Source organism: Actinoplanes sp. L3-i22, from assembly GCF_019704555.1.
Classification (GTDB): Bacteria; Actinomycetota; Actinomycetes; order Mycobacteriales; family Micromonosporaceae; genus Actinoplanes.
Window position 1 is genome coordinate 6,242,955 of the sequence record NZ_AP024745.1, and the last position, 16,112, is coordinate 6,259,066.

Annotated in this window: 15 protein-coding genes; 3 read left to right on the forward strand and 12 right to left on the reverse strand. The window is 72.6% G+C overall.

Annotated features, from left to right (window positions below; translation table 11 throughout):
• Window positions 1-9 precede the first annotated feature (9 nt).
• The gene (locus L3i22_RS28155; RefSeq protein ID WP_255657188.1) at window positions 10-1,950 is read left to right on the forward strand and encodes a PAS domain-containing sensor histidine kinase; all 1,941 of its coding nucleotides are present in this window, start codon (window positions 10-12) and stop codon (window positions 1,948-1,950) included.
• Window positions 1,951-1,966: 16 nt separating this feature from the next.
• Here L3i22_RS28155 and L3i22_RS28160 read toward each other — a convergent pair whose 3' ends face one another.
• Both L3i22_RS28160 and L3i22_RS28165 read right to left on the reverse strand, forming a co-directional pair.
• Window positions 1,967-2,422, reverse strand: coding sequence for a GNAT family N-acetyltransferase (locus L3i22_RS28160; RefSeq protein WP_221320546.1), 456 nt, complete (start codon window positions 2,420-2,422; stop codon window positions 1,967-1,969).
• Window positions 2,423-2,515: 93 nt separating this feature from the next.
• Complete coding sequence (locus L3i22_RS28165) at window positions 2,516-3,766, reverse strand: spermidine/putrescine ABC transporter substrate-binding protein (RefSeq protein WP_221320547.1); 1,251 nt, start codon at window positions 3,764-3,766, stop codon at window positions 2,516-2,518.
• 86 nt (window positions 3,767-3,852) lie between these two features.
• Between L3i22_RS28165 and L3i22_RS28170 the strand changes: the two genes are divergently transcribed.
• Window positions 3,853-5,406 (forward strand): PP2C family protein-serine/threonine phosphatase, encoded by a 1,554-nt coding sequence (locus tag L3i22_RS28170; RefSeq protein ID WP_221320548.1) that lies wholly within the window; start codon window positions 3,853-3,855, stop codon window positions 5,404-5,406.
• Window positions 5,407-5,418: 12 nt separating this feature from the next.
• Here the strand turns inward: L3i22_RS28170 and L3i22_RS28175 are convergent, their stop codons facing one another.
• Window positions 5,419-6,393, reverse strand: a complete 975-nt coding sequence (locus L3i22_RS28175; RefSeq protein WP_221320549.1) for an Lrp/AsnC family transcriptional regulator — start codon at window positions 6,391-6,393, stop codon at window positions 5,419-5,421.
• 29 nt (window positions 6,394-6,422) lie between these two features.
• Entirely contained in the window at window positions 6,423-7,946 is a 1,524-nt protein-coding gene (locus tag L3i22_RS28180) for an MFS transporter (RefSeq protein WP_221320550.1), read from the reverse strand.
• 281 nt (window positions 7,947-8,227) lie between these two features.
• On the opposite strand from L3i22_RS28180, the gene L3i22_RS28185 reads away from it, so the two are divergent.
• Entirely contained in the window at window positions 8,228-8,794 is a 567-nt protein-coding gene (locus tag L3i22_RS28185) for a hypothetical protein (protein ID WP_221320551.1), read from the forward strand.
• Window positions 8,795-8,797: 3 nt separating this feature from the next.
• On the opposite strand, the gene L3i22_RS28190 is transcribed toward L3i22_RS28185, so the two are convergent.
• The 8 genes from L3i22_RS28190 to L3i22_RS28225 all read right to left on the reverse strand — a co-directional run bounded on the left by L3i22_RS28190 (window position 8,798) and on the right by L3i22_RS28225 (window position 16,071).
• Window positions 8,798-9,748, reverse strand: a complete 951-nt coding sequence (locus L3i22_RS28190) for a hypothetical protein (RefSeq protein WP_221320552.1) — start codon at window positions 9,746-9,748, stop codon at window positions 8,798-8,800.
• Between the two features lie 408 nt (window positions 9,749-10,156).
• Window positions 10,157-11,293 carry a hypothetical protein gene (locus tag L3i22_RS28195; protein ID WP_221320553.1) on the reverse strand — a complete coding sequence of 379 codons (1,137 nt, stop codon included), beginning with the start codon at window positions 11,291-11,293 and terminating at the stop codon, window positions 10,157-10,159.
• A 189-nt stretch (window positions 11,294-11,482) separates the two neighbouring features.
• The gene (locus L3i22_RS28200; RefSeq protein WP_221320554.1) at window positions 11,483-12,019 is read right to left on the reverse strand and encodes a hypothetical protein; all 537 of its coding nucleotides are present in this window, start codon (window positions 12,017-12,019) and stop codon (window positions 11,483-11,485) included.
• 195 nt (window positions 12,020-12,214) lie between these two features.
• Entirely contained in the window at window positions 12,215-13,726 is a 1,512-nt protein-coding gene (locus L3i22_RS28205) for an MDR family MFS transporter (protein ID WP_370644550.1), read from the reverse strand.
• Between the two features lie 156 nt (window positions 13,727-13,882).
• On the reverse strand, window positions 13,883-15,100 hold the full coding sequence (locus tag L3i22_RS28210) for a cupin domain-containing protein (RefSeq protein ID WP_221320556.1): 1,218 nt from the start codon (window positions 15,098-15,100) through the stop codon (window positions 13,883-13,885).
• Window positions 15,097-15,351 carry a BatC protein gene (locus L3i22_RS28215; RefSeq protein WP_221320557.1) on the reverse strand — a complete coding sequence of 85 codons (255 nt, stop codon included), beginning with the start codon at window positions 15,349-15,351 and terminating at the stop codon, window positions 15,097-15,099. The genes L3i22_RS28210 and L3i22_RS28215 overlap by 4 nt, the downstream gene beginning before the upstream one ends.
• 28 nt (window positions 15,352-15,379) lie before the next feature.
• Entirely contained in the window at window positions 15,380-15,655 is a 276-nt protein-coding gene (locus L3i22_RS28220) for a DUF3817 domain-containing protein (RefSeq protein WP_221320558.1), read from the reverse strand.
• Window positions 15,652-16,071, reverse strand: coding sequence for a hypothetical protein (locus L3i22_RS28225; protein WP_221320559.1), 420 nt, complete (start codon window positions 16,069-16,071; stop codon window positions 15,652-15,654). The genes L3i22_RS28220 and L3i22_RS28225 overlap by 4 nt, the downstream gene beginning before the upstream one ends.
• Window positions 16,072-16,112 lie beyond the last annotated feature (41 nt).

Sequence of the window (16,112 nt, forward strand, 5' to 3'; positions counted from 1 at the left end):
GGGGGCATCGTGGGAGCACGATCCGGCGCCGAGGTGCGCGACGGCACCCGCCGGCCGATGCCCGAGCTCGGCCGCGACCAGTTGATGGCGCTGATCGACTACACCTCGTCGGTGATCTACATGCGCGACTCCGACGGGCGGTACCTGCTGGTCAACCGGCAGTACGAGCGCCTGTTCGGCCTGCGCCGCGAGGACATCGTCGGGCTCACCGACCACGACCTGTTCCCGGTCGAGGTGGCCGACGCGTTCCGGGAGAACGACCTGCAGGCGCTGGCCGGCGGGGTGCCGGTCCAGATGGAGGAGCAGGCGCCCGGCGACGACGGCGTGCGCACCTACCTGACCGTCAAGTTCCCGCTGATCGACGAGCACGGCGTCCCGTACGCGGTGGCCGGCATCTCCACCGACATCACCGAGCGCAGCCGGGCCGAGGCCGCCCTGCGCGACAGCGAGGAACGGTTCCGGCTGCTCGCCGAGCACGCCCAGGACATCATCTTCCGCTACCGGCTGGAACCGGCCCCGGCGATGGAGTACCTGAGCCGGGCCGTCGCGGCGATCACCGGCTACCCGGCCGAGGACTTCTACGCCGACCCGCGACTGATCCTGAACCGGATCGAGCCCGAGGACCGGACCGCCTTCGAGCGGTCGTGGCGGGCGCCCCGGTCCGGGACCAGCACGTTCCGCCTGCGCCGCCGCGACGACGCGGTGGTCTGGATCGAGCAGCGGGCCGGCGCGGTCACCGACGACACCGGCCGGCTGGTCGCGGTCGAGGGCATCCTGCGCGACGTCACCGAGCGGATGGCCGCCGAACGCCAGCGCGTCGAGCTGGAGCAGCAGCTGCGCCAGTCGGAGCGGCTCGACTCGCTCGGGCAGCTCGCCGGCGGCATCGCCCACGACTTCAACAACATCCTCGCGGTGATCTCCGGATACGCCGACATGATGGTCGACGAGCTGGGCGAGGACCATCCCAGCCGGGCCGACGCGGCCGGCATCAAGCAGGCCGCGGACCGGGGCGCGGCGCTGACCCGTCAGCTGCTCATGTTCAGCCGGTCCGAGCCGTCGCAGGCGGATCTGCTCGACCTCAACGCGGTCGCCTCGGAGATGACCCGGCTGCTGGCCCGGACGCTCGGCGAGGACATCGAGCTCGGCACGGTGCTTGTCCCCGACCTGCCGCCGGTCGTGATGGACCGCAGCAAGCTGGAGCAGGTCGTGCTGAACGCGGTGCTCAACGCGCGGGCCGCGATGCCGTCCGGCGGCCGGCTGACGATCAGCACCGGGCTGGAGCACGACGGGGACGGCGGCGACCAGGTCTGCCTCGCGGTGACCGACACCGGCTGCGGGATGACACCGGAGGTGGTGGCCCGCGCGTTCGAGCCGTTCTTCACCACCAAGGGCCGGGGCAGCGGGACCGGGCTGGGGCTGGCCACCGCGTACGGCGTGGTCACCGACGCGGGCGGCCAGATCAGCCTGGAGTCGGAGCCGGGCCGGGGCACCACGCTGCGGGTCCGGTTGCCGGCCGGCGCGCAGGGCACGCCCGGGGTCGCCGCGCCGGTCCCGGCGGCGGCCGTGCAGGCCGGCGACGGGCGCCGGATCCTGGTCGTCGAGGACGAGGAGCAGGTCCGCGACATCGTCTGCCGGCTGCTGCGCAAGGCCGGCTACCAGGTGTTCTCGGCCCCGCACCCGGCCGAGGCGCTGCGCATGTGCCGCAACGACGGGCTGGCCTTCGACGTGCTGCTGACCGACGTGATCATGCCCGGGATGTCCGGCACCCAGCTGGCCGCGGAGCTTCGGGCGGACCGTCCCGGGCTGCCGGTGCTGTTCATGTCCGGTTACACCAGCGGCCCGGCGCCCGGCGGCCAGGAGCTGCCGGCCGACGCGCCGCTGATCCGCAAGCCGTTCGAGTCGAAGACCCTGCTCGACGAGGTCTACCGGGTGGTCACCGAGCAGGTCTGACCGTGATCGGATCCGGTCAGGGGATGCGGCGCAGGTAGTGGCGGACCGGGAAGCCGGTCAGGTAGCCCTCGTCCTCGTAGAGCGCCTGGGCGGTCTTGTTCGTCTCGTCGGTGGACAGTTCGATCCGGACCACGCCCCGCTCGGCGGCGCGCTCCGCGGTGGCCCGCAGCAGCGCCCGGGCCACCCCGGCGCGGCGGGCGGACGGGGCCACGAACAGGTCGTTCAGGATCCAGATCGGCGCCCGGCGGACCGAGCTGAACGACGGGAAGACCTGAGTGAAGCCGGCCGGCTCGCCGCCGACCCGGGCCAGCAGGATCAGCGACTCGCCCCGGGTCATCCGCTCCGCGAGGAACGCCCGCGCCTCGTCCCGCTCGGCGGGCGCCTCGTAGAACTCCAGGTAGCCGAGGAACAGCGTGGTCACGATTTCCAGGTCAGCCGGGCCGGCCTCGTCGACACGTACGTCGGAATGCATGTGATGTCCTCTGTCCCCCGCGAATCTGCCGCCGGACGCTATCACGCGGGTTCCAGGCCGTACCGTAAGCCGCTTTTGATCTTTGAAAGGGTCTCAGCCGAGGACGATGGCCTCGAAGATCGAGGAGAAGGTCTGCTGCTGCTCGGCGGTGGTGAAGTTGACGTAGTAGTGCAGCTTCGCGTAGTCCGCCTCGCTCGGGAAAACCAGCGCGCTGTTCGCCACCTGCTCCATGTCGCTGCGATCGGTTCCGGTCAGCGCCGCCGCGTCGGTCTTGATCTGCGCCTGCGCGGCGGGCACCGGGCAGACGTAGTTGATGTACTCGGCCAGCGTCGCCGCGTTCGCGATCTCGTAGAAGAAGTCGATCAGCAGCAGGGCGTCGACCGGGTTCTCGGCGGTGACCGGGATGGCGAAGTTGTCGGTCCAGATCGTGCCGCCCTCCTGCGGGATCACGAACTTGAGGTTCGTGCCGTCCGAGAGGTTCTTCTGGAAGACGTCGCCGGACCAGGCCTGGGTGAGCCACACCTCGCCCTTGCCGAGCGCGTCGACGTAGTCCTGCTCGAAGTACTTGCGGACCAGGCCGGCGTCGCGCTGCTGCTTGAGCTTGGCGGCGGCCTTCTTCCAATCGTCCTCAGTCGATCCCTCGGGCTTGATCCCGGCCGCGAGCAGACCGAAATTGCCCAGCTCGGTGGCGTCCGACATCATCCCGACCTTGCCCTTGAACGCCGGGTCCCACAGGTCGGCCAGGCTGGTGATCTCCCGGCCGGTCCTCGCCGGGTCGTAGGCGATGCCGGTGATCCCGGACGCCCACGGCACGCTGAACACGTTCGCCGGGTCGAAGCTCTCCGCGGTGTACTTCGCGGACGCGTTCGCGGTGAAGTTCGGCATCCGCGCGTGGTCGAGCGGGGCCAGGAAGCCGGCCGAGCGGAACTGACCGAACTGGATCCCGTTGGTGATCACCATCAGGTCGTAGCCGATCGACTGCCGCGCCGACAGCTGCGGCTGCACCTTGGCGAACCACGGGCCCATCTCCTGGATGACCTCCTGGTAGTTCACCTCGATGCCGGTCTTCGCGGTGAACTTCTTCAGCTCCGGGTGCGCCGGGTCCATGTACAGCGGCCAGTTCGCGAAGTCGACCTTGCCGTTCTGCTTCCGGCCCGCCCAGAACGTGGCCAGGGTGCTCGCGTCCACGCTCGCCGCCGGGGTGCCCTTGCCCGGGACGCCGCATGCGGCCAGCGTGGCGCCGAGCGCGGACAGTCCGCCGAGGCGGAGGGCGGCCCGGCGGCCGAGGCGGCCGGTGGTGAGGCCGCGGAGCAGGGCCGGGTCAGGTGTGGAGCGGGAGGGCATGATCAAAACCGTACGTTCGTCTCGGGAGCCTCAAGATCACCAGTCTGGCCATATCCTCCGCCCTGACGCTGCGGCATCATGGCCTGATGGCGAAATCGGACGTCGGACGGCGCACCTGGCTCGTCCTGACGACCGTGGCGTTGGCGTACGCGGCCGGCGCCGAGATCGCCTTCGTGGTCTTCGGCGCCACCTCGATCGTCGTGCTGTTCCTGCCGGCCGGCGTGACCCTCTCCGCGCTGCTGCTGCAGCCGGCCCGGCGCTGGCCGGCGATCCTGCTGGTGGTGGCCGCCGTCGAGATCGCCGTCGACCTCCGGCACGGGCTGGCCCGCCCGTGGGGCTACGCCCTGGCCAACACCGCCGAACCGCTGCTCGGGGCCCTGCTGCTGCGCCGCAACGTGCCCGGCCGGGTGGACCTCGCCCGGCGGCACCACCTGCTCGCGTTCCTCGGCTGCTGCGTGCTGGCCGGACCGCTGCTCGGCGCGGTGATCGGCGCCACCACGATCACGATGAGCCAGGATCGCGGCTGGCTGGCGTCGTTCCTGCCGTTCTGGGCCGGCGACGCGGCCGGCGCGCTCACCGTCGCCGGGACGGTGCTGGTCTGGCGGCCCACCCGGATGCTGCCGGTCGCGCTCCTCGCCACCGTCGCGGTCACCGTGCTCGGCTTCTGGCCGCAGCACCTGCCACTGTTCTACCTGCCGCTCCCGCTGCTGTTCGGCCTCGCCGTCCGGCAGCCGCTCGCGGTCACCATGCCGGCCGGCCTGGCCATGGCGATCACCGCGAACGCGATGACCAGTTCCGGTCACGGGCCGTGGGCGCTGCTCGGCGGGCCGGTCGAGCTGACGACCGCCACCCTGCAGCTCTTCCTCGCCGTCGCGATCCTCGGCGCGTGCTTCCTGACCGTCGGCATCGCCGAGCGCGATCAGGCGTTGCTCCAGGTCAGCGCGGCCCGCCGGCTGCAACGCGCGCTGCTGCCGACGCTGCCCGCCGACCGGCCCGGCGTGCGGTTCAGCGCCGGCTACCGCCCGGCCGACCACACCCACGACGTCGGCGGCGACTGGTACGACGTCTTCGACCTGCCCGGCGACCGGATCGGCATCGCCGTCGGCGACATCGTCGGCCACGACCTGGCCGCGGCCGCCGCGATGGCCCGGCTCCAGGCCGCCCTGCGGGTCCTCGCCCGCACGGCGCCCGGGCCGGCCGAGGTGCTCACCGAGCTGGACCTGGCGAGCTCCCTGATCACCGGCGCCTACAGCGGCACGGTCGGCTACGCCGACTTCAACCTCAAGACCCGATTGCTTCGGTACGTGTGTGCCGGGCACCCGCCGCCGTTGCTGGTGACCGCGGAGGGCGGGGCCTTTCTGTGGGAGGGCCGTTCCCTGCCGATCGCGGTCAGTCCCGGGCCGCGCGGGCACGGCTCGCTGACCGTGCCGGCGGACGCGCACCTGATCCTCTACACCGACGGGCTGGTCGAGCGGCGCGGGGAGACCCTGTACGCCGGCTTCGAGCGGCTGGCCGCCACGGCCTCCCGGCTGGTCCGCGCCGAGGTGCCGGACCTGTGCCGGGCCCTGCTCGACGCGATGCCCGCTCCCGGGCCGGCCACCGACGACACCGTGGTGTTGTACCTGCGCTTTCCCGGTTGATCCGGGTCGTCGTCAGGCTATCCCCAGGGCCAGCTGCTTGATCCGGCGCAGGGTCAGGGTGGTCTCGGCGGACTGAATGCCGGACAGGGCGCCGAGGTCGTCGCTGAGGTACCGGTAGAGATGCTCGGTGTCGCGGCAGGAGACCGAGGCGACGATGTTCGCCGGGCCGGTGGACGCGGCGGCGAACTCCACCTCCGGATGGGCGGCGAGCGCGTGCCCGACCGTGGACAGGGCGGACGGCGTCACGGTGAGCCAGAGCATCGCGTCGACGTCGTGGCCCAGGTGCTCGGGGGCGTACTGCACGGCGAAGTAGAGCACGCCGTTCGTCCGCAACCGGTCGAGGCGGTGCCGCAGCACGTCCTCGGACTGGCCGGTCGCGGCCTGCAGCTCGGCCAGGGTGGCGCGGCCGTCCCGGAACAGCGCGCCGAGCAGCGCCTCGTCGAGGTCGTCGACGGTCGCGGTGCCCGTGCCGGTGACCGGCGCCGGGCGCAACGCCGCCTGCTGCTCCGGGGTGAGGGCGCCGGTCTTCGCCAGCCGGCCGAGCCGCCCGCCGTAGAACCGGTGCAGCAGGCAGTGCGCGCTGAACCCGGCCAGCCGCGGGGTGCGCCGCAGCCGGTTCAGGAGCAGCTCGTCGCGGTCGGCCCGGCTCCGGGGCTTCATCGCACAGGTCACCTCGCTGCCGCCGGAGATCAGCGCGACGTAGGAGGTGTCCGGGCGGCGGGCGAGCGCCCCGGCAAGTCCCTCGGCCGTGTCCGGCGTGCACTGCAGGCGGACGATCCAGTTCGAGCGGCCGAGCCGGCTCTCGTCGGCCACGCCGAGGACACGCAGGCCGGCCTCGGTGCGCAGGCGGCGGAACCGGCGGGCGACGGTCTGGTCGGAGACGCCGAGGACGGTCGCGATCCGGCTGAACGGGGTGCGGCCGTCGAGTTGCAGGGCCTGCAGCAGTTGCCGATCGAGCTGGTCCATCAACCCCGTCTCCTTGATCATCGACCTCCTTGATCATCGGCCGTTGCCGGTCAGGCCTTGGGCTGTTTCAACAAGACCACCGCGATCACCGCGGCGAGCAGCATCAGCGCCGCCGACACGGTCAGTGCCAGGTGGAAGCCGTCGAGGAAGGCGCGGCCGAGCGCGGCCGGCACGGCGCCGGTCCGGTCGCCGTAGTCGATCGAAGCGACCGCTTGGAAGCCGCTGTCCGCCATGGCCGCTTCGGCGGCCCTCCGGTCGGCGTCCCCCACTCCCGCCTCGGTCAGGTGGGCGGGCAGCGTGGCCGCCGCCCGGCTGGTCAGGAGCGCGCCCAGGACCGCCGGGCCGAGCGCGCCGCCGACCTGACGGAACGCGTTGTTGCCGGCCGCCGCCATCCCGGCCAGCGGAAACGGCACCGAGCCGACCGCGGTGGCGGTCATCGGGGTCAGCACGAAGCCCAGGCCCAGACCGAACAGCGCGAGCGGGCCGCTGATCGCCACGAACGACGTGCCGGCGTCGACCGTGCCGAGCCAGAACAGGGCGCCCGACGAGACGACCAGGCCGCCGCTGAGCAGCCAGCGGGTCGGCACCCGGTGCATCAGCCGCCCGACCAGCGGACCGGCCACCACCGGCACGGCCGTGCTGACCAGCAGGCGCAGCGCCGCCTCCATCGTCGACAACTGCTGGACCAGGCCGAAATAGAGACTCAGCACGAAGACGCTGCCGATCACCCCCAGGAAACTGACCATCGCGATCACCGCCGTGCCGGTGAAGCCCCGGCTCGCGAAGAGGGCCGGGCTCAGCATCGGCGAGTCGCTGCGGCGCTCCACCCCGACGAACGCGGCCAGGGCCAGCGCCGCGACCGCGAACGCGCCCAGCACCGCCGGCTCGGTGAACGAACCGGCCCCGCCCTCGATGACGGCGAACACCAGCGCGACGATCGCCACCGCGACGGTGACCTGGCCCGGCCCGTCCAGGTGCCGTTTGCCGGGCGCCCTCGAGTCGGTGACCAGCGGGATCGCGAGCGCCGCGGTGAGCAGCGCGAGCGGGATCGAGGGCAGGTAGATCCACCGCCACCCGGCGTGCTCCAGGACCACGCCGGCCAGCAGCGGGCCGACCGCCAGGGCGAGCATGAGCGCGGTCGCCCACAGGGCGATGCAGCCGCCCCGCCGCCTCGGGTCCGGCACCGCGTGGCTGATCAGCGCGAGCGTGGTGGGCAGCAGCGCCGCCGCGCCGATCCCGGCGAGCGCCTGGCCGAGCCAGACGACCCCGATCGACGAGGCGGACAGCGCGACGGCCGAACCCGCCGCGCAGCACAGCAGGCCGGCCAGGAAGACCTTCCGGCGGCCGTGCACGTCACCGAAGACGCCCGCGGTCAGGATCAGCGCGGCCATCGGCAGCACGAACGCGTCCGACACCCAGGACAGGTCGGCGGTCGACGCCCCCAGCGCCGCCTGGATCGCCGGCAGGCTCACCGCGACCGTGGTCACCGGCAGGTACGCCACGAACACCGCGACGCAGGCCATCACCAGCGTGGGGCCGAGCCGCTCGACCGTTGTCTGCTCTGTTGTCACCATGTACGGAAAGCTCCTCCACGGCGGGCCGGGCGCCCGCCGGCAGCCAGAGTCGGGCAACGGCCGCTTCCCGGCCAGCCACCTGCCGCAGAACCCGGAAATCCGACGCCGGCCCGCCCTGGTGCCGGGCAATCCGACAGCCGGCCGGGAGTGCGAGCCGCGCCTCGGTCCGGACCCGCGCGGTACTCGCGGTCGCCGGGTGGTCGTCGGGGCTGTTCCGGGGTGGCGGACGTGGCCGCCGGGTGCGGGGCGCGGCCCACATCTTCCGGTGGCATGCTTCACGCATGAGCGGAGCCGACGCCACGATCACTCCCGCGCAGCGGCGGCCCGCGCCGAGGTGGGTGGCGCCGCTGTTCGCGGTGCTGGGCGCGGCCACCATCCCGTGGACGATCTACCTGTCGCTGACCCTGCCGCAGCGGATGCACACCCACAACTACCGCACCGCCTGGGTCGGCTTCGACGTGCTGCTCGTGCTGGGGCTGCTGGCCACGGCGTATACGGCCTGGCGCGGCCAGCCCCGGGTCGGCCTGCTGGCCGGCGCGACCGCCACGCTGCTGGTGGTCGACGCCTGGTTCGACATCATGCTGTCGAGCCGGTCGGAGATGCTCACCGCCGTGCTGTCGGCCGCGTTCATCGAACTGCCCCTCGCCGTGCTCTGCGGCTGGATCGCCCTGCACGTCGAGCGCCTCGTCGAGCGCCGCCTGCGCCGGCTGGCCCGGACCGCCGCCCGGCTGCGGGCCGAGACGGCCGGCCGGACGGCGGGCGAGCCGTCGCGACCGCACGGTGAGGTCGGGCTGCGGCACCTGCTCCGCGAGCGGACCCGGCTGAGGGATGACCGCGACTCTCGGTGACGTCTACGGAGCCGGCCGGCGAAAGCGCCGCCGGAGGGCGAGACCGCCGGACAGCACCGCTGTCGCGGCCGCGAGCGCCGCGACGGTGAGCAGGCCGTCGGTGATGCCGTCGACCGTGGTCGCCGGCGTCGCGGCCGTCCCGAGCCGGCCCGCGGCCAGCACGTTGTCGGCCACGTCGACGGCCTCGGTGCCGACCGCGCTCAGCTGGTGATGGACGGCTCCCGGGGACAGCTCCAACAGCCGGGCGGAATCGACCTCGTCCATGCTGATCAGCTGGTAGCGGCTGTCCTCGTCGTCGAACAGTGTCGTGGTGGCGTCGCTGGTGGGCGCGTATGCGACAGCCACCGAGCGGCCGGAGGGCCACCAGCCGAGCACCCGTACCGCGTACGCGCCGTCGAGCTGATACCGCGGCCCCACGGCTGCCCCGGTCGTCGCCGCGAGGGTGGTCACGGTCCAGCGCATCGGGTAGTCGCCGCAGGCGGAGCAGTGCTCCCCCGACACCACGAGCAGTCCCTGCCCGTCGCGGGTCCAGCTGCCCTTGCCCGCCAGCCGCGCGCCGTCCGGCAACGGGACGGCGCTGCTCCGGCCGTCGGCGACGGTGACGATGACGACCTGACCGGAGGCCTGGTAGGCCAGACGCGTGCCGTCCGGCGAGAACGCGACCGTCCAGCCGTCCAGCGCCGCGGCGTCCGGGAGACCCGCGACCTCGGTGATCTGGCCGCTTGCGACGTCGAGCAGGTTCAGCATGGTGGCGGACCCGTTCGCCGTTGCCGGGTCGGGCCCGTCGCCGCCGGGCACGCGGCTGGTCACGGCGAGCCGGGCGCCGTCCGGCGACCAGGCCTGCGCCGCGAGCTCCCGGTGCTGCCAGGCCTGCGGGTACGCCGTCCACCGGCCGGTCGCGAGGTCCAGGATCCCGTCGCCGGAGGCCAGGCGGCGGCCGTCCGGCGACAGCACGGCCCCGAACCGTTCCTCAGCGTATTGGCCATAGTTGGTCAATACGCTGGTCCCGACCGGGGGTCGGGGGCCTCGCGAACGGTCTTCGAGGCCGGGGAACGCCGGGGTCTCTGGTCGGGGCCGGGCGCGTCTTGCCCACGGGTGTGGTGCGTGCCGTCTCGACCAGCCCGAACTGTTGTTCCCTGACGCCCATGGTGTGGGGTGCGGCCTGGCCGGTAGTTTCCCGAGCGCGATCCGCTGGTCGTGTCCGGGTGACACCTGACCGTCGCCGCGCCGTGAAGCCGTGGGCGCGTCGTGCGATCACCACCGCCGCGGCATGATGCCGGGTCGCGGCGGAAGTCTTACTGGTGAGGGCAGATTTCCAATGCTGCCCGCCCCATTTAGAGGTGTAGGCCGGGTCGACGGCGATCACCGCGATCCCGGCGGTGGAGGCCATGCCGGCGAGACGATCCCGGAACTGTGCGGCGGGGATCCCGGCGACCGTACGCCGGAACCGCTTACCCCGGGCACCGCGGCCCATGGTCTCCCGGCCGGTGGCGCGGGCGTCGGCGAAGCCCAGGTTCTCGACCGCGATCGCCGGGCAGCCGTGCAGGTGCGCGAGGTGCAGGGCGTGGCTGATCGCGGCGCGTAGCCGTCCGTCACGTTGCGAGGCCGGGCCGGAAGGTCGAGGGGGATGGTGATCGGGGCGCCGACCGGGTTGCCGTGCGCGTCGATGACATGCGCGGCGAGATGATCCGCGTTCAGGTCGATACCCAGCAACCTGCCGCCGGCGAGCGCGTCCAGGCCGGGCGTGTAGGCCGGGGTCGTCCAGGAGGCGTCCAGGTACCAGCGGCCCCGCACCGCATCGAAGCGGATGTCGTAGCGCACCGACCGGTCGGCGGCGACCCGGTCGGCCCACTGCCCGGCCCGATGCGTGAACGCGACCGGCTCGGTGAGCCGGTATCTGCCGCGTCCGGCGTTCGCCAGATGCTTGAGCGGGGCGGGCAGGGCGATTGACACGACGCCGCCGGGCGTGACGGTGATGGTGTAGTTGCCGTGCGGGGCACCGGTCTCGCCGTCGGCGGTCAGGAACATGCGGGCCGCGTCCCACCGGGCCCGCCACTGCGCCTGGGTGAGCCCGGCGGCGTCGAGCCGGTGGCGGGTCTTGGCCAGCCGCCGTCCGCCCGCAACGATCGCCGGACGACCATCGGCCAGCCGATCTCGGGCGGCGGCGGCGCGGGCGGCCAAGGCCTGGCGGCGCTGTAGTTTGGCGGCCCGCTCGCTGCGGCTGGCATAACCGGATATCCGGCCGACCCGGCCGCCGACCGGGGCGCCGATCCGCGCGTCCAGGACGGTCAGGGCCTGACCCAGGCTCGACACGTCTGCTCTGAGCGCCCGCATCCCGAGTTGGTACTGGTCCTCGGCTGCCCGGGTGATCGAGCCGGCCCACCGGGAGGTCGTGACCGCGGTCAACTCCCGCTTACGCCGCGCGCGCTGGGTGTCCTTGCCGGACACGTCGCCAAGCCGGACCCGGACGGCCAGATCAGCCCGATACAGCCCACCCAAAAAGGCTCCGACCTGTGCCAGGACAGCAGCCTCCCCGATACTGGGCCGCAGCCTCGTCCGAATGCGGGTGCCCGCAGGCGCGGCGACAACGAACGACGCCGCGATCGGCCGCAACGCCTTCCTCCGCCGCTTCGCCTTCACCCGGCGAATAGTACATCCGTTCGACGGCGGCCAGTAATGACCAACAACTCAGTCAGCTGTCGTGGACCCGGCGGCCCCGGCGTTGTTGACGAACACCCGGTATTCGCCCGAGTCCGCGCTGATCACGGCGCCGTACCAGTGGGAGCCGTCCGCGAACCACGTGTTGCCGCTGATCAGGACGGCAGCCGCGGCCACCGGATGCTTCGTCTCGTCGGCGCTGCGGATACCCGGCGGCCCCACCGTCGCCGGCAGGTTCACCGACCGCGACCCCTTCGCCGCCGTCGGTGTCCCGGGATGCCATCCGAAGAGACCAGTGGTGAATCCGGCGAGCGTGAGGACCACGAGCGCCACCGCCAGCAGCGCGCTGAGGACCGATATCTGAACCGGCCGGTTCGGCCGCGGGTGACCCGACGTCATGGGTGGTGATCCTCCGGGGGTCGATTTCCCGGCGAAGTTTGTCAGGCCGCGGAACAGCGCGTTCACCTGGGGCTTCAGCAGATCGTTCCGGGTTTTTGAAACCGCAACCACCTGACGGAACTGAGAAGAGCGTCGGTGGCCGTTCCGGGTTTTTGAAACCGCAACCACCCTCGGACGTCGCCCTGGAGGGTCTCGTGTTCTGGGCGCCCCGCGCCCTTGCGAGGCCCGGAAGGGTCCCCGCGGGAGCGACGATCAGTTATTGGCCGCAGCGTAGGCAATGATGAATTTGATCTTGATGGTTTCGGGCTCCGGAAAACGGCGAACCCGCCGGGGAAAGCCCCGGCGGGTTCGGAAGTGTGCTGGTCAGACGTGGGCGGGCTCGGGGGTGGGGTGACTGGCGGCCTGAGTCGGGGTGGTGGGCTTGCTGCCGCGCAGCGGGACGTGGCGGACGAACAGGGCCACGACCACGCCGATCACGGCGACCGCGCTGCCCCAGATGAACAGGGCGCCGATGCCGTCGGTGACCGCGTTCTGGAACAGGGTGCGGGCCGCCTCCGGCATGGCGCGCAGCGCCGCCGGGGTCATCGAGGAGATCTCGTGGCCGGCCGCGGCGCCGCCCGCCGAGGTGAGCGAGCTGGTCAGGTGGTGGGCGTAGATCGCGCCGAGGATGGAGACGCCGAGCGAGCTGCCCATGTTGCGCAGGAACGTGGAGACGCCGGTGCCGGCGCCCATGTCGCGCATCTCCAGGCTGTTCTGCGCGATCAGCGTGCTGGTCTGCATGATGCCGCCCATTCCCGCGCCGAGGACAACCATGTAGAGGGCCGTCACCGTCTTAGAGGTGTGCAGATCAACCGTGCTGAACAGGAACATCCCGGCGACCACGAGGGCGGAGCCGATGATCGGGAAGATGCGGTACCGGCCGGTGCGGCTGATCACGTTGCCGACCAGGATGCTGACCACCATGACGGCGGCCATCATCGGCATCAGCAGCAGGCCGCTGTTGGTCGCCGACGACCCCTGGACGAACTGCTGGTACTGCGGGAGGTAACCGATCGCGCCGAACAGGGCGAAGCCGGAGATGAAGGCGATCCCGCCGGCCAGCACGAAGTTCCGGTTGCGGAAGACGCGCAGCGGCATGATCGGCTCGGCGACCCGGTTCTCGACCGCGATGAAGGCGGCCAGGCCGGCCAGGGTGAGCGCGATCAGGCCGAGGATCTGCGGGGACGTCCAGTCGTACTGGGTGCCGCCCCACGTGGTGATCAGGACGAGCGAGGTGATCCAGACCGCGAGCAGCACGGTGCCGACCCAGTCGATGCGGGCCGCGCCCTTGCCCTTGGGCAGGCGGGCCAGCGTGATCCAGGAGACGACCAGCGCCACGATGCCGAGCGGCAGGTTCACGTAGAACGCCCACCGCCACGACAGGTGGTCGGTGATGAAGCCGCCGATCAGCGGGCCACCGATCATGGCGACCGGCATGACCGCCATCATCACGCCCTGGTACTTGCTGCGGTCCCGCGGCGGGATCATCTCGCCGATGATCGACAGCACGCCGACGATCAGGCCGCCGGCGCCCAGGCCCTGCACGCCGCGGAAGCCGACCAGCTCGGCCATGTTGTGGGCCATGCCGCAGAGCACCGAGCCGACCAGGAACAGGGCGACCGCGGCGACGAAGGTGATCCGGCGGCCGAACAGGTCGCCGAGCTTGCCCCAGATCGGGGTGGCGATCGTGGTCGCCAGGATGTAACCGGTGGTCACCCAGGACAGATGCTCCAGGCCGCCGAGGTCACCGACGATCGTCGGCAGCGCCGGCGCCACGATCATGTTGTCCAGCTGGGCGAGGAGCATGGCGATGACCAGGCCGCTCATCGTCACCATGATCTCGCGGTGACTGAATCCCAGCCCCGCCTCGTCCGCCGGCTTTGTCGGCGCTACGGGTTCCGCCATGGACTGCCCTTCCTCGTACGACTGTGACGGAGGTTCCATCGGTCGCGAGGCGGGGCGGCTGAGCAGCGACTTCGTCACACGACGTCGTCACACCGGGACGAGCAGGCCCTCGGTGAGCAGGCGGCGGGCCAGCACGAGGCGGTCCGCGTCGTCGTCGAGCGGGAGCTTGCCGACCGGGTGCGGCGCGCCGTCCAGGGCCAGGCGGGTGGCCGGCTCGCAGTGGCCGGGCAGGGTCAGGGTCCGGCCGCCGGTCAGGTGCAGCGTGATCCGGCCGTCGGCGCGGGTCAGTTCCCAGCGCAGGCCGGGCCGGGCGACCACCTCGTCGGCCGGGGTGAGCGCGGCGGCGAAGTCGAGCTGGGCGAGCGGGCTGAGCGGCGCCGGGCGGGCGTCCGGCCAGGAGCGTTCGCGCAGGCGGGCGGCGATCTCTTCGGGGTCGGCGGTGAGCAGCCAGGAGCGCAGCGCGGCGACCGTGGCGGCCACCTCGGCGCCGACCGAGTCCGCGTCGGTGAGGTCGAAGCCGTAGGGCAGCGTCGCCCGCAGCCGGGCGTCCGCGGTGGCCAGCCCGAGCAGCTCCTCGACCAGGGCGTACCGGGTCAGGCCCCGGATGCCGATGGTGAGATGCAGCGAACGACCGGCTTCGGTACGGGCCGAGTGCAGCCACCCGCGCGGCAGGTAGAGCGCGTCCCCGGGCCGCAGCACCACGTCGAGGGCCGGCTCCCCGTCGGCGGTCGCGGCGACCTCGTCGGCCCGGCCGCCCCACGGCTGGCGTTCCAGCGGGTCGGGCAGCACCGGCGGGTGGATGATCCAGCGTTTGGCGCCCTCGACCTGCAGCACGAACACGTCGTGCGTGTCGTAGTGGGTGGCGAAGCCCTGGCTCGACGGCGGCGTCAGGTACGCGTTGACCTGCAGCGGCCGGTCGAGTTCGGCGCCGAGCCGCCCGGTGAAGTCGATCAGCGGCGCCCAGAGCCGGTGCAGTCCCTGCAGGACCAGCGTGGCGCCGTCCGCGAACAGGCGCATGACCTGCTCGTCGAGGACCTGGTCGGCGATCTCCGCGCCGACTCCCCCGCCGCCGGTGTACCGGCCGGCCGGCAGCACCTTGCCCTGCTGCGCCACCCGCAGGAACGGGGTGCGCAGCCCGCGGCGGCTGAGCAGCTCGTCGACCGCCGCCGAGGAGAGCAGGTCGGCGAAGCCCGCCGGGCCGCGGAGATCCGCGGCCCGGGACAGCAACGGCGACCGGCCCCAGTAGGCGGTGGCGAACTCGGCGGGATCCGCCGCGACGAGCCGGGCCAGGGTGTCGGTCCTCAAGAGGCGGTGCCGTCCGCGCCACCGTCGTGACCGAGCGGGTTCGCGCCGCCGTCGGCCGGGCCCTCCCCGGCCGCGCTGCCGTCGGCCCCGCCGTCCACGGCACCCGCCGCCGCGCCGCCGTCGGCCGGGCCCTCCTGGCCGGCGCCACCGTCCGCGCCGCCGTCGTGGCCGACCGGGTTGGCGCCGCCGTCCGCGGCACCCTCGGCGTCGCGCGGGTCGGAGCTGGTGATGTCGTCGCTGTTAAGTGTCATGATCATTGCGTACCCGCAAGGATCCCGGCTAATCCCCCTTCTGCCCGGCGAACTGCTGCCCGGTGAGGCGGCGGATCGCGAGCAGGCCGCCGATTCCCGGGATCCAGGCGATCAGCTTGGTGGTGCGGCCGGCGCCCGGGGTCCAGGCGGTCAGGGTCAGCACGGCGAGATACGCGCAGCCGTGCACCGGCCCGCACAGCGACGCGACCGGACGCGCGTGCACGGTGGCCAGGTTGGTGACCAGGATCAGCAGGGAGATCAGCTCGACGGCGGCGGCGATCCGCAACGGGCGGTGCACGCTCATGCGCCGGTCGTGGAGCCGGGCCGGACGATCATCAGGACCACCACCGCGGCCCAGAGCAGGTTGAAGACGCCGGTGAGCATCCCGAGCCGGGCCGGGCGGTACGGCGTCCCGGCGACGATCCGCCGCTGCGCGGGAAGGATCGCCAGCCCGAGCAGCGCGGCGGCCACCGCGGTCAGCGCGATCGAGACGAGCAGCCAGGTGTCGCCGAGCACGCCGAGGCTGCTCGCGGTGGCCAGGCCGAAGACCGGCACGGCGACGCCGAGCAGCGCGTACACCCGGCAGATCCGGTGCAGGAGCGGGAGCGCGGCGTGGTCGGCCCGGCGGGTCATCGCGGGGAACATGCTGGCCGCCACGGTCACCGGCCCGATCGCGACGATGGCGGCGAGGACGTGCAGGCTGAGCAGGAGCTTTGTCACGTCACGGGACGTTAGTGAGGATCGCCGCCGGGCAGAACTGG

What these genes read in the sequence shown, in the direction of transcription:
- L3i22_RS28160 (WP_221320546.1), bottom strand. Translation starts at nt 2,422, where the DNA reads ATGCATTCCGACGTACGTGTCGACGAGGCCGGCCCGGCTGACCTGGAA.
- L3i22_RS28165 (WP_221320547.1), bottom strand. Translation starts at nt 3,766, where the DNA reads ATGCCCTCCCGCTCCACACCTGACCCGGCCCTGCTCCGCGGCCTCACC.
- L3i22_RS28170 (WP_221320548.1), top strand. Translation starts at nt 3,853, where the DNA reads ATGGCGAAATCGGACGTCGGACGGCGCACCTGGCTCGTCCTGACGACC.
- L3i22_RS28175 (WP_221320549.1), bottom strand. Translation starts at nt 6,393, where the DNA reads ATGATCAAGGAGACGGGGTTGATGGACCAGCTCGATCGGCAACTGCTG.
- L3i22_RS28180 (WP_221320550.1), bottom strand. Translation starts at nt 7,946, where the DNA reads ATGGTGACAACAGAGCAGACAACGGTCGAGCGGCTCGGCCCCACGCTG.
- L3i22_RS28185 (WP_221320551.1), top strand. Translation starts at nt 8,228, where the DNA reads ATGAGCGGAGCCGACGCCACGATCACTCCCGCGCAGCGGCGGCCCGCG.
- L3i22_RS28205 (WP_370644550.1), bottom strand. Translation starts at nt 13,726, where the DNA reads ATGGTGACGATGAGCGGCCTGGTCATCGCCATGCTCCTCGCCCAGCTG.
- L3i22_RS28215 (WP_221320557.1), bottom strand. Translation starts at nt 15,351, where the DNA reads ATGACACTTAACAGCGACGACATCACCAGCTCCGACCCGCGCGACGCC.
- L3i22_RS28220 (WP_221320558.1), bottom strand. Translation starts at nt 15,655, where the DNA reads ATGAGCGTGCACCGCCCGTTGCGGATCGCCGCCGCCGTCGAGCTGATC.